Source organism: Micromonospora citrea (assembly GCF_900090315.1).
GTDB classification, from domain to species: Bacteria; Actinomycetota; Actinomycetes; order Mycobacteriales; family Micromonosporaceae; genus Micromonospora; species Micromonospora citrea.
In genome coordinates this window covers 2,565,023-2,577,574 of record NZ_FMHZ01000002.1, presented here as the reverse complement: position 1 = coordinate 2,577,574, position 12,552 = coordinate 2,565,023, and the positions used below count along the sequence as shown (strand labels likewise).

Genomic DNA, 12,552 nt, shown 5'->3' with positions numbered 1-12,552 from the left:
GATCTCCCCGTTCAGCCGTCGACCGTGGCGGCCAGCTCGCCCTGGGCGAGGCGGACCCGCAGCGCGTCGCCCTTGCCCACCTCGGACGCGGCGCGCACGACGTGGCCGTCGGACCGCTGGACGATCGCGTAGCCCCGGTCGAGGGTGGCGGCGGGGGAGAGGGCACGCAGCCGGGCCAGGGTGTGCCGCAGGTCGTCGTCGGCGGCGGCGAGCCGGTGGTCGAGGCAGCGCCCCGCCCGCTGGCGGAGCCCGGTCAGGTCGGCGACCCGCTGGTCGACCATCACCTGCGGGCGGGCCAGCACCGGCCGCGAACGCAGCCCGTCGAGCCGGTGCGACTCGCGGTCGACGAGGTTGCGCACCGCCCGCTCCAGGCGGTGCCGGGCCTGCCGGATGAGGCGTACCTCCTCGGTGAGGTCGGGCACCACCCGCTTGGCCGCGTCGGTCGGCGTTGAGGCGCGCACGTCGGCGACGTAGTCGACCAGCGGCGCATCGGTCTCGTGGCCGATCGCGCTCACCACCGGCGTGCGGCAGGCGAAGACGGCCCGGCAGAGCGCCTCGTCGGAGAAGGGCAGCAGATCCTCGATGCCGCCCCCGCCCCGGGCGATGATGATCACGTCGACGGTCGGATCGGCGTCGAGCACCTTCAGCGCGTCGACGATCTGCGGTACCGCGCTCGGCCCCTGGACGGCCACGTTGACCGTGCGGAACTCCACCGCCGGCCAGCGCCGGCGGGCGTTGGTGAGCACGTCCCGCTCGGCGGCCGACGCGCGGCCGGTGATCAGCCCGATCCGGTTGGGCAGGAACGGCGGCCGGCGCTTGCGGGCCCGGTCGAAGAGGCCTTCGGCCGCGAGCAGCTTCTTGAGCTTCTCCAGCCGGGCCAGCAGCTCGCCGAGACCGACCTGCCGGATCTCGTCGGCGCGCAGGCTCAGCGTGCCCCGGGCCGCGTAGAACTCCGGCTTGGCGTGCAGCACCACCCGGGCGCCCTCGCGCAGCTCCGGTGCGCCGGCGTCGAGGACGTCCCGATTGGTGGTGACGGTCAGGCTCAGGTCGGCCGACGGGTCCCGCAGGGTGAGGAAGACGGTGGTGGCACCCGGCCGGCGGCTGATCTGCGCCACCTGGCCGTCCACCCACACCCAGCCCAGCCGGGCGATCCAGGCGCCGACCTTCTGGCTCACCACCCGGACCGGCCACGGCTCCTCGGACGTGCTCCGCCCCACCTCGCCTGTGCTCACCCGCCCACCCTACGGCCCGCCCCGGACAGTCCCCGTGATCGCCGGCCCGGACGGGGACGGGGCGGTCGAGGCGGGTGAGGGGCCGTGGTGGCGGTCGCGGGCGGTGTCGGGGTTCGGGACGGCACGTACGATGGGCGGGTGACTCAGCCTGAAGCGACGTCCCGGACCGGCAAGCGTGTGCTCCTGGCCAAGCCCCGCGGCTACTGCGCGGGCGTGGACCGCGCCGTGCAGACCGTGGAGGAGGCGCTCACGCTCTACGGCGCCCCGATCTACGTGCGCAAGCAGATCGTGCACAACAAGCACGTCGTGCAGACCCTGGAGGCCAAGGGCGCGATCTTCGTGGAGGAGAACGAGGAGGTGCCGGAGGGCGCCACCGTCATCTTCTCCGCGCACGGCGTGGCCCCCGAGGTCTACGAGCAGGCGAAGGCGCGCTCGCTGAAGGCGATCGACGCGACCTGCCCGCTGGTCACCAAGGTGCACCAGGAGGCGAAGCGGTTCGCCGCCGAGGACTACGACATCCTGCTCATCGGCCACGAGGGGCACGAGGAGGTCATCGGCACCTCCGGCGAGGCCCCCGAGCACATCCAGCTCGTGGACGGCCCGGAGGACGCCGACCGGATCACCGTCCGCGACCCGAACAAGGTCGTCTGGCTCTCCCAGACCACCCTCTCGGTCGACGAGACGCTGGAGACGGTGGCCCGGCTCAAGAAGCGCCTGCCGATGCTCCAGTCGCCGCCGAGCGACGACATCTGCTACGCCACCTCCAACCGGCAGCACGTGGTCAAGGAGATCGCGCCCGAGTGCGACGTGGTGATCGTCGTCGGCTCGCGCAACTCCTCCAACTCCGTACGCCTCGTCGAGGTCGCCCTGGACGCCGGCGCGCGGGCCGGTCACCTCGTGGACTTCGCGCACGAGATCGACGACGCCTGGCTGGAGGGGGCGCGGACGGTGGGGCTGACCTCCGGCGCCAGCGTCCCGGACGAACTGGTGCAGGAGGTGCTCGCCCACCTCGCCGCGCGCGGCTTCACCGACGTCGACGAGGTGGTGACCGCCAACGAGCGGCTGACCTTCTCGCTGCCCCAGGAACTCAAGCGGGACATGAAGGCCGCCGCCGCGGCCCGCGGCTGACCCGGCAGGGAACGGCGGCCGGCTTCGCTGCGTCGGATACGGGTATGAGGACCTTTCGGCTCGCCGTCTCCGCGCTGGCCGTCTGCGTGGCGCTGAGCGCCTGCGGCGGCCAGGACGGTGGCGGCGACAACCCCACCCCGAGCCCGACGGGAGCCCCTGTGACCACCGTGCCCAGCCCGGATCCGAACACCCCCGGCGCGCCGCCGACCAGCGACGACGCGACCGGCCCCGTCCTGCCGCCGCCCACGAAGCCCGGCCGGCCGACGTCGTCGCCGCCGGCGGGTGGCACCACGCTGACCGGGACGATCACCCCGGGGGTCGAGCCCAACTGCCTGCTGCTCGGCAACTACCTGCTGGTCGGCGGTCCGCGCGACGTGCTGCGGCCCGGCGCGAAGGTGACCGTCACCGGTCGGGTCCAGCCCGACCTGCTCACCACCTGCCAGCAGGGCACGCCCTTCCAGGTCGACACCGCTCGCCGCGGCTAGACTGCCGCCCGCTTCCGCGTCCGCCGCGGGGGCGAGCTGTTCGGGCCGCGACCGACGCCGGCCTCCGTGGTGCCTCCTGCCTCGCGCTGTCCGGGCCCGGCGGGCGAGGACCGGCGACGGCCCTTTGCCCGCCCCCTGCCCCGGAACGGGCGGAGCCCGCCCCCGGGTGGGGACGGGCTCCGGTGTTCCGGTGCGGGACGGGTCAGTTCACGGCGCCGATGGAGACGGCGCCGCGGCCGACGACCGCGCCCTCGGTGGTGACCACGGACAGCTCACCGAAGAGCGCGCGGCCGGCGCCCGGGGTGGCCTGGGCGGTCACCGTGCCCGTGAGGGTGGCGGTGGCGCCGTTGGCCAGGTTGAGCGGCGTGGCCGGCGCGGAGAGGGTGCCCAGCGCCGCCGCCGAGAACGAGTCACGGTAGTCGTAGGCGGTGCTGCCACCGGCCCCGTCCACCGCGTAGCCCTCGACGACCACCCGGTAGGTGCCCGCCGCCGGGTTGTTGATGGTCACGGCCTCCTCCGAGTCGCCGTCGGCGGCCCGGCCGACCTCCGTGGTGCCGCGGAAGACGTAGAGGTCGAGGTCGGCGGCGGCGCTGGCCGGGTTGCCGATCCGGGCGGTGAAGCGGGTCGCGCCCGCCGGCACCTCCACCGTGAACTCCTGCGACGTGCCCTCGGCGATGGTCGGCCGCTCGGCGTGCACGCTGGAGAGCGGGCCGCCCTGGCCGGTCACCGCGACCGGGCCGAAGGTGTTGGTCAGCGACCAGGTCACCGGGGTCGCCGCACCGGCGGCGACCGACGGCAGCTCGACCACGGCCGGCTCGACCGCGACACCCTGCACCCGCGCCGTGAGCTGGAACGGGTTGTTCAGCGACGGCGAGGTCCGACGGGACTCCACCTCGATCTCCCAGACCCCGGCGATCGGGTTCTGGTAGTCGCGCTCCTGCGGCTTGCAGGCGTTGGCGTCGGAGAAGTTGGTGTAGCAGGCGAGGCTGGAGGTGCTCTCCACCGGGACGCCGTACGGGTTGAAGGCGATGAACCGGGTCTGCGAACCGGTGGCGATGCCGGACAGGTTCACCTGGAGAGCGCCGGTGCCCGGCGGCACCGTCACGAAGTACGAGGTGAAGCCGTTCCGGTCGACCGAACCCTCGGCCGAGAAGGAGTAGTCCGGCTTCTTCACGTCGTTCGAGGCCACGACCACGGTGGAGACCTCGAAGTCGACGACCGAGGTGCGCGGGTCGTCGATCGTCATGATCGCGCCGTGCGCGCCGGAGGTGGCGGGCCTGGCGGTGACCGTGACGGTGACGGTCTGGTTCAGCGGGAGCGAGACGGTCTTCGGCGCCGAGAAGGTGCCGTCGTTGCCGCGCAGACCCACGTTGTGCCGCACGGTGCCGGCCGGCCCGCTGGTGCGGGTCAGCTTGACCTGGTAGGCCTTCGACTGGCCGACCCGGTGCCCGCCGTCGGCGGAGGCGCATCGGTTGTAGACGCCGGTGCCTCGGTTCGGGGTGCCGAGCTGCCCGGAGAGCACGGTGCAGACCGGGGCGTCGGAGGTGTACGACCGGGTCTCCACGCCCTTGCGCAGCAGCTTCCAGGCGCCGGGCACGTTGAACATGCCGTAGCCCTGGGCGTACGTCGGGACGTCCTTGATCGGCTTGGCCGAGGAGTAGATCGCCCGGCGCAGCGCGGCCGGGGTGACGCCCTTGTCGGTCGCCTTGGCGGCCGACAGCAGCAGCGCGGCGGCGCCGGCGGCCTGCGGGGAGGCCATCGAGGTGCCGTTCAGCATCGCGTAGCCCGGGGGCAGCGGGTAGCCGGCCTCGGGAACCGGGTTGCCGAGCTGCCAGGTCGGCGCGGTGGAGATGGCGGAGCCGGGGGCGGCGATGTTCGGCTTGACGCCGCCGTCCTCACGCGGGCCGCGCGAGGAGAAGTTGAACAGCGCGTTCTTCCGCTTCACCACGGAGCCGTAGTTGGCCAGCCAGGTGTCCCTGCTGATGCTCGCCGCGACGCTGACCACGTTGGACGACACCGAGGGGTCGCCGATGGTGTTCAGGCCCGGGCCGGAGTTGCCGGCCGAGATGAACATCTGCACGCCGTAGGTGGTGATCAGGTTGTTGTAGAGCTCGGCGCGGGCGTTGTTGCCGTCGTTCAGCGCCGGCAGGCCGCCGATCGACATGTTGATGACGTCGACCTTGCGGTTGATCACCAGGTCGGCCATGCCGGTGGTGAGGGCGGCGTAGGTGCAGCCGCCGCCCCACGAGCAGGCGCGGGCGGAGACCAGCTTGGCGCCGGGTGCGGCACCGTCGAAGGCGCCGTTGCCGAGCATGTCGTTGGCGGCGGTGATGCCGGCGACGTGGGTGCCGTGGGTGCTCTCGACGATGCCGATGTTGACGTAGTCGACCAGGCCGGGGCCGCCGAGGGGGGCGGTGTCGACGTCCTCGCGGTACTCCACGACGAACGGCATCCGCTCGGCGACGGGGGTCGCCGGGTTGTCGGTGCCGAAGTGGCCGACGTCGAACTTCTCCTTGTACGGCCGCATCAGGGCGTCGTCGGTGAAGTCGTTGTTCTGGTTGACGTCGACCCAGATGTTGTGGGTGGCCGGGTCGTAGAGGATGCCGAAGGCGTCGGTCCGGTCCCCGTCGCGGTTGACGTCACCGGCGGGGTCGCTGTTCGCGGTCACCGACTCGGCGAACCGGTTGAACCGGTAGGTGCCCGCCGGGGCCTTCCAGGTCGCGCCGGCGGCGGTGAACGTCGGGCCGCTCACCTCGGTGATCATGGCGCGCCAGGTGGCGTCCTCGAACGGGTCCGTCGCGGTGACCCAGTCGACGATCTTCCGCTCGCCGGTGGTGGTCTGCTGGAGCGCCGGGTGACCGAGGTCCACCCCGGAGTCCATGATGCCGATCGTGACGCCGCGGCCGTCCCACTCCGGGTGCTCCCGCACGAAGTCGACGGCGCCGATCTCGTTGGTCGGCATGTACGGGTTGGCGGCCGGGGTGTCGGCGCCGGGGCCGGGCAGGGTCGCGGCCTGCTTCGCCGCCTTCTTGCCGCCGGCGGCCACCTCGGGCGTCGGGTCGGGGAGCTGAATGGTCTCGTCGAGGTCCACTGCGGAGACGCCGGGCAGCGTGGCCGCCTTGACCACCTTCGAGGTGGGCACCTTGGCCAGGACGTAGCCGATGCTGTCGTACCGCTCGGTGACGGCGGCGCCGAGCGCCTTGAGGTCCTCGGCGACGTCCTTCGCCTCGCCCTTGTCGGTGGCGACGATCAGCGTGACGGTGGGGGCCTTCTTCGCCTCCGCCTCGGCGAGCAGCTTGGCGTCGTGCGAGCCCAGCGCCTCGACGGGGGTGGCCTGCGAGGTGTCGGGCGCGGCGGTCGGCGCGGCGCTCGCGGCGCCGCCCGCGACGGTCACGGCGCTGGCCGCCACGACCGACGCGAAGAGCGCGGCGGAGGTGCGCCGGCTCAGGTTTCGGGGTTTGCTCACGTTCTCTTTCCTCCAGAGAACAGGGCCCTCAGATGCAGGGCGCGCGTGACCGCATCCTTCGTGCTGGCGTTGGTCACTGTCACTACCGGCGAGTTCGTTGTGACCACTTCGTGACATGCGGGGATGCGCATTGTCACATTGGAGGTGGTAGGTATCGGCTGTCAGTCCAGTGTCGACCGACCGGTCGGCGCGTCCGCGTCGACGGTTTCCAGCAGCTCCGGGGCCTGCGGTTGGCGGGGGGCCAGCTCGATCTGCGCCGGCGCGGCCAACTCCTGGTCGGAGACCCCCAGCTCGGCCAGCTTGCGGGCGCTGACCAGGACGCGGGACTCCAGCGACCCCACCGCCCGGTTGTACGCGGTCACCGCGCCGCCGAGCGAGGAGCCCAGCTTGCCGACGTGGTCGCCCAGGGTGGACAGCCGCCCGTACAGCTCGCGGGCCAGCGAGTGCACCGCCACCGCGTTGCGGGCCAGCGCCTCCTGCCGCCACGAGTAGGCCACGGTGCGCAGCAGCGCGACCAGGGTGGCCGGGGTCGCCAGCACCACGTTGCGGGCGAACGCGTGCTCCAGCAGCGTCGGGTCGCGCTGCAACGCGACGTCGAGGAACGGGTCGGCCGGCACGAAGAGCACCACGAACTCCGGCGTGCTGTCGAACGCCGCCCAGTAGGACTTGGCGGCCAACGCGTCGACGTGCGCCCGCAGGTGTCGCGCGTGCGCGTCGAGGTGGGTGTCGCGGCCCCGCTCGTCGCGCGCCTCCATGGCGGTCAGGTAGGCGTCGAACGGCGCCTTGGCGTCCACCACCACCGACCGGCCCCCGTGCAGGCGCACCACCAGGTCGGGGCGGACACCCTGGTGGTCGGTGGCGGCGGTGACCTGCTCGGAGAAGTCGCAGTGCTCGAGCATGCCGGCCGCCTCGACGATCCGGCGCAACTGGTGCTCGCCCCAGCGGCCCCGCACCTGGGGCGCCCGCAGGGCCGCCACCAGCTGCTTGGTCTCGGTGCGCAGCTCGCCGGAGACGCTGCTCATCGTGCGGACCTGCTCGCGCAGCTCGGCGTAGGCGTCGATGCGGTCCCGTTCCAGCTCGGCGACGCGCTGCTCGTAGCGGCGCAGCGTGTCGTGCAGCGGCGCCACCGCCCGGGCGACGGCCTCCTGGGACTGGGCGGTCGCCTCGTAGCTGAGCGCGCGCATGGACTGCTCCAGCCGGCCCTCGCCCTCCCGGGTGGCCCGCAGCGTCGCGTCGAGCCGGGCGATGTCGGTGGCCGAGCGGGCCCGGGCGGCGTACCAGCCCGCCGCCCCTCCGGCGGCGAGGCAGACGACCACCACGGCCAGCGTCGAGAAGTCCACCACCGGAGCTTGCCAGACGAGTGCGACGGCTGCCGGCGGGGACGCGGCCGGCGCGCCCGGCCGGGCCGGTGGGCGGCGCCGGGGAGGGGCCGCGCCGGAGGCGTACGACCTGACCGGCGCGGGTACCTTCGGGCCATGGAAATTCTGCTCGTGGCGATCCTCGTGGTGCTGCTGGTGGGCGCGTTCGTGTGGTGGCGGCGGGAGAGCGCCGCCCGCGAGGCCCGCAGCCTCGCCGACGTGCGGGCCGACGCCCAGCGCTGGTACGAGCGCCTGGGCGGACAGGTGATGAACCTGCACGGCGACCACCCGGCGGTACGCCAGGCGCTCGTCGACGCGGGCGAGCGCTACAACGCGGCCGGCAGCCAGCTCGAGCAGGCCCGGACCGTCCAGCAGTACCGCCTGGCCCGGGAGACCGCGCTGGAGGGGCTGACGTACGCCCGGGCGGCCCGGGTGGCGCTCGGCATCGACCCCGGCCCCGAGCTGCCGCCGCTGGCCGCCGCGCAGGGCGCCGGCGAGCTGACCCGGGAACGCCAGGTCGACGTGCAGGGGCAGACCTTCAAGGCCGGCCCGCAGCCCGGCCGGGACACGCCCTACTACTACCCCGGTGGGCGGTTCCAGGGCCGGCCGGTGCCGGCGGGCTGGTATTCCACCCCCTGGTGGAAGACCGCGCTCGGCGCCGGCGCGGGGGTGGTCGGCGGCCTGCTGATCGCCGACGCGCTCTTCTCGCCGGCCTTCGCCGACCCGGGCTACGGCTACGCGGCCGGCTACGAGGAGGGCTTCGGCGACGGCGCCGACCACGGCGACCAGGGCGGCGACGTCGGCGGCGACCAGGCCGGTGACTTCGGCGGCGGTGACTTCGGGGGCGGCGACTTCTGACCGCGCCGACCGGGTGAGCCGCCCGTCGGTGCGGTCAGCGGGGCCCCTCGCCGGACGATGTCCGTGGCGCGGGCGCCCCGCCGCACCCCTCAGCCGGTGTTGCGCATGCCGGCGGCGATGCCGTTCACCGTGGTCAGCAGGGCGCGCTCCAGCGCCGTGCCGTCGCTCGGTGCCCGCCGGCCGCCCGGCGCGGTGACCAGTGCCCGACCGGCCGCCCCGGACTCCCGGTACTGGCGCAGCAGGGCGACCTGGAGGTGGTGCAGCGGCTCCAGGTAGGTGTCGCGGACGGCCAGGGTGCGCTGGAGCACCGGCGAGTTCTCCAGCAGGGCCGGCGAGGAGGTCACCGCCAGCACCTCCCGCTTGGTCAGCTCGTACTCCTGCTCGATCTTGTGGAAGATCGGGTGCAGCTTCTTCGGCACCAGCGTCTCGACGTACCGGCGGGCGATGCTCAGGTCGGTCTTGGTGAGCATCATCTCCACGTTGGACAGGAACGTGCGGAAGAAGTGCCAGTTGCGGTGCATCTCGGCCAGCACGTCCTGCAGCCCCGCCTCCCGGGCCGCGGCCAGACCGGAGCCGACCCCGAACCAGCCGGGCACGATCTGCCGGGTCTGGGTCCAACCGAACACCCACGGGATGGCGCGCAGCCCGGCGAGACCGGCCCCGGTGTTCGGCCGCTTCGCCGGCCGCGAGCCGATGTTCAGCGCGCCGAGCAGCTCCGTGGGCGTGGACGCCCAGAAGTACGCGGGCAGGTCCGGATCCTCCACCAGCGACCGGTACGACCGGAACGCCGAGTCGGAGACCAGTTCCATCGTCGCGTCCCAGCGCTCCAGCATCTCGGCGGGCTGCCGGGGCGCGGTGTGCAGCAGCGTGGCCTGGAGCACCGCGGCCAGGGTCAGCTCCAGGTTCTCCCGGGCCAGCGACGGCAGCGAGTACTTGTCGGAGATGACCTCGCCCTGCTCGGTGACCTTGATGGCGCCGTCCAGGGTGCCGTACGGCTGGGCCAGGATCGCCTCGTGCGTCGGCCCGCCGCCGCGCCCGACCGTGCCGCCGCGGCCGTGGAAGAGCCGCAGGTGTACGCCGTGCCGGGCGGCCACGTCGCGCAGTGCGCGCTGGGCCCGGTGGATGGACCACTGGCTGGTGGTGATGCCGGCCTCCTTGTTGGAGTCGGAGTAGCCCAGCATCACCTCCTGCACGTCGCCCCGGGCCGCCACCAGCGCCCGGTACGCGGGCAGGGACAGCAGCTCGTCGAGGAGTTCGCCGCCGGCGTTCAGCTCGGCCGGGGTCTCCAGCAGCGGCACGAAGCCGATCCGGGCCCGGCCGCTGTGCACGTCGACCAGGCCGGCCTCGCGGGCCAGCACCACCGCGGCGAGCACGTCGTCCACCCCGAGGGTCATCGAGATGATGTACGACTCGATGACCTCGTTGCCGAACCTGTCCTGCGCCTCGCGGATGGTGCCGAACACGTCGAACGTCTTGCGGGCCGCCTCGGTCAGCGGGGTGTCGAGCGTGGAGAGCGGCCGACGGCCGGCCAGCTCGTCGGCCAGCAGCTTCGTGCGTTCCAGCCGGGTCAGCGACGGGTAGTCGGAGACCTCGCCGACGGCCGCGTAGAGCTGGGCCAGCACCGCGTGGTGCGCCTCGGCGTGCTCCCGCACGTCCATGGTCGCCAGGTGCAGCCCGAACGCGGAGACCGTACGGATGGTGGAGGCGAGCCGGCCCACGGCGGTGAGCTGGCCGGCGTTGCGGGCCAGCGAGGCGCGCAGCAGCTCCAGGTCGGCGATCAGCTCGGCCGAGCCCCGGTAGTCCCGGCCGGGCACGTGTGCGGTGCCCTGCCGCAGCCGCTGCCGGGTGTTGGCCAGCTTCGCCTTCACGCAGCGTGCCTTGAGCCGGTAGGGCTCCTCGGCGTTGACCCGGCGGAACCGGGGTGCCACCTCGGGCAGCGCGTCCAGGTCGGCGGCGAGGCTGGCGGAGAGGTCGAGCGACACCCCGCGCAGTCGCCGGGAGACGGACACCTCGTTGATCAGGTGGTCCATCGCCTTCTCGGTGGCCGCGATGCCGTGCTCGTGCTGGATGGTCAGCACCTCGCGGGTCACGGTCGGGGTGACGAACGGGTTGCCGTCGCGGTCGCCGCCGATCCAGGTGCCGAAGCTCAGCGGCCGGGCGGTGGGGGAGGTCTCCACGCCGAGGGTGCGCAGCGTGTCGGCGAGGTCGTCGAGCACCTGCGGGGCGGCCTCGGCGTACAGGTCGCGCAGGTAGTAGATGGCGTTGCGGGCCTCGTCGGTCGGATCCGGCCGGTCGAGCCGCAGCTCGTCGGTCTGCCACATCAGGTCGAGCAGCTCGGCGAGGCGGCGGTTGGCCGGGCCCTCGTCGCTGGCGCCGTAGAGGATCGCGTTGGCGGTCTCGGTGTCCAGTTCGTCGGCGATCGCGCGCAGCTTCGACAGGATCGACCGGCGGGCCGCCTCGGTGGGGTGCGCGGTGAAGACGGGCCGTACCGCCAGCCGGCGGGCCGCGGCGGCGATCTCCTCGGCCGGCACCCCGCGCTCGGCGATCATCTTTGCCGCCTGGTCCAGCCAGCCGCCCTGGATCGCCCGGCGGCGGCGCAGGTCCCGACCCCGGTGCACCTGCTCGGTGATGTTGGCCAGGTGGAAGTAGGTGGAGAAGGCGCGGGCCAGCTTGGTGCCGGTGGTGACGTCGAGGCCGGCGAGGCGCTGGGCCGCGGAGGGCGCGTCGGAGCGCACCAGCGCGCGGATCTCCTCGACCAGATCGAGCAGCGGGCGGCCCTCCTGGCGGGCGAGGGTCTGCCCGAGCAGGGTGCCGAGGCGGCGGATGTCGGCGCGCAGCGCGGCGTCGGGGCCGTCGTGGTCGTGCTGGTCGGTCACGGTGCGCTCCTTACGTGAGTACGAAGGACAGCGCTGTCCGATCCCCTGGATCGTATCCACGTCCCCGCCGTCGCCAGGAGGGGGTCCCGGTTTCGTCTCATTCTTCAGTCCGGTGCGGACGCGGGCCGGCCCGACCGGCGGGCCGCGGCACGACGGCCCCGGAACACGCCGGCGGTGAGCAGCCCGGCCGCGCCGAGGACGCACCACAGGGCGAGCCCGGTCACCGACCAGCCGGTCGACCGGCGGTCGAAGTAGACGACGGACTTGAGCAGGTCGGTGGCGAGCCCCGGCACGTTCCACCGGTGCATGCCGCGCAGCCAGGCGGGCAGGAACTCGGGAGCGTAGATGCCGCCGGAGCCGGGGTTGCCGAGCACCACCAGCAGCAGGATCACCAGGCCGGTGCCGAGCAGGCCGAGCCAGCCCTGCACCGCGGCGGCGGCCGCCGCCGCCGCGAACACCGCCAGCGCCCCGGCGGCGGCGACGCCCGCCAGGTCGTGGTCCCAGACGCCGATGACCGGCCCGACCACCACCGCGCCGACGATCCCGAGCACCACGCTGTACGCCGCGAGCGCGGCGAGCCGTAGTGCGGCGCGGCGCGGGCCTCGGGGCGTGGTGCCGCCCGCGAGCCCGAGGACGGTGGAGGCGAGATAGCCGCCGAGGACGTACCCGACGGCCAGGTAGAACGGGACCAGCCCGCGCGGGTCGGCCTCGGCCACCGGGACGTCGTCGGTCACCCGCAGCGGCAGTTCCGCCTGCCGTGCGGCGGTGCCGAGCACCTGCACGACGACGTCGGTCGCGGCGGGCGCGGCGGCGCTGGCCGTGGCCAGGGCCAGCCCGCCCTCGGCCGTGCTGGTGAGCACCGCGTACACCTCGCGGGTGGCGAGGCCGTCGGCGGCGGCGCCCGGGTCGGCGTACCCGACGGCCTTGATCCGGTCGGTCTGGTTGCGCACGGCGTCGAGCACGGCCTCGGCCTTCTGGTCGCCCCGCACCACCCCGACGGGCACGTCGCGCGGGGTCGGCTGGTGCAGCGCGCCGACGTAGGCGGCGATGAACGCGGTGGCGAGCAGCAGGGTGCCGAGCAGCAGCCCCGCGGTGCGCAGCCGGCTGCGCGATTCCTCGTCCACGCCGTCAGCCTAGGGCGATTTGCGC

At 73.7% G+C, this 12,552-nt stretch carries 8 protein-coding genes; 3 read left to right on the top strand and 5 right to left on the bottom strand.

Translation table 11 applies throughout. The features are described 5' to 3' along the window. Positions 1-11 precede the first annotated feature (11 nt). Positions 12-1,232: an exodeoxyribonuclease VII large subunit gene (gene xseA / locus GA0070606_RS11660; RefSeq protein ID WP_091097781.1), complete on the bottom strand. Its 1,221-nt coding sequence runs from the start codon at positions 1,230-1,232 to the stop codon at positions 12-14. A 138-nt stretch (positions 1,233-1,370) separates the two neighbouring features. On the opposite strand from xseA, the gene GA0070606_RS11655 reads away from it, so the two are divergent. Next, positions 1,371-2,360 (top strand): 4-hydroxy-3-methylbut-2-enyl diphosphate reductase, encoded by a 990-nt coding sequence (locus GA0070606_RS11655; RefSeq protein ID WP_091107619.1) that lies wholly within the window; start codon positions 1,371-1,373, stop codon positions 2,358-2,360. A gap of 44 nt (positions 2,361-2,404) precedes the next feature. After that, positions 2,405-2,845: a hypothetical protein gene (locus GA0070606_RS11650; protein WP_091097778.1), complete on the top strand. Its 441-nt coding sequence runs from the start codon at positions 2,405-2,407 to the stop codon at positions 2,843-2,845. A gap of 202 nt (positions 2,846-3,047) precedes the next feature. Here GA0070606_RS11650 and GA0070606_RS11645 read toward each other — a convergent pair whose 3' ends face one another. After that, positions 3,048-6,311 carry a S8 family serine peptidase gene (locus GA0070606_RS11645; protein ID WP_091097776.1) on the bottom strand — a complete coding sequence of 1,088 codons (3,264 nt, stop codon included), beginning with the start codon at positions 6,309-6,311 and terminating at the stop codon, positions 3,048-3,050. Between the two features lie 161 nt (positions 6,312-6,472). Continuing rightward, positions 6,473-7,651 carry a DNA recombination protein RmuC gene (locus GA0070606_RS11640; RefSeq protein ID WP_091107617.1) on the bottom strand — a complete coding sequence of 393 codons (1,179 nt, stop codon included), beginning with the start codon at positions 7,649-7,651 and terminating at the stop codon, positions 6,473-6,475. A 135-nt stretch (positions 7,652-7,786) separates the two neighbouring features. Here GA0070606_RS11640 and GA0070606_RS11635 point away from each other — a divergent pair, with 135 nt between their 5' ends. Then, entirely contained in the window at positions 7,787-8,527 is a 741-nt protein-coding gene (locus GA0070606_RS11635) for a hypothetical protein (protein WP_091097772.1), read from the top strand. An 89-nt stretch (positions 8,528-8,616) separates the two neighbouring features. Here GA0070606_RS11635 and ppc read toward each other — a convergent pair whose 3' ends face one another. Further along, positions 8,617-11,403, bottom strand: coding sequence for a phosphoenolpyruvate carboxylase (gene ppc / locus GA0070606_RS11630; RefSeq protein ID WP_091097769.1), 2,787 nt, complete (start codon positions 11,401-11,403; stop codon positions 8,617-8,619). Between the two features lie 104 nt (positions 11,404-11,507). Further along, positions 11,508-12,527, bottom strand: coding sequence for a hypothetical protein (locus GA0070606_RS11625; RefSeq protein ID WP_091097765.1), 1,020 nt, complete (start codon positions 12,525-12,527; stop codon positions 11,508-11,510). Between the last annotated feature and the right edge of the window lie 25 nt (positions 12,528-12,552).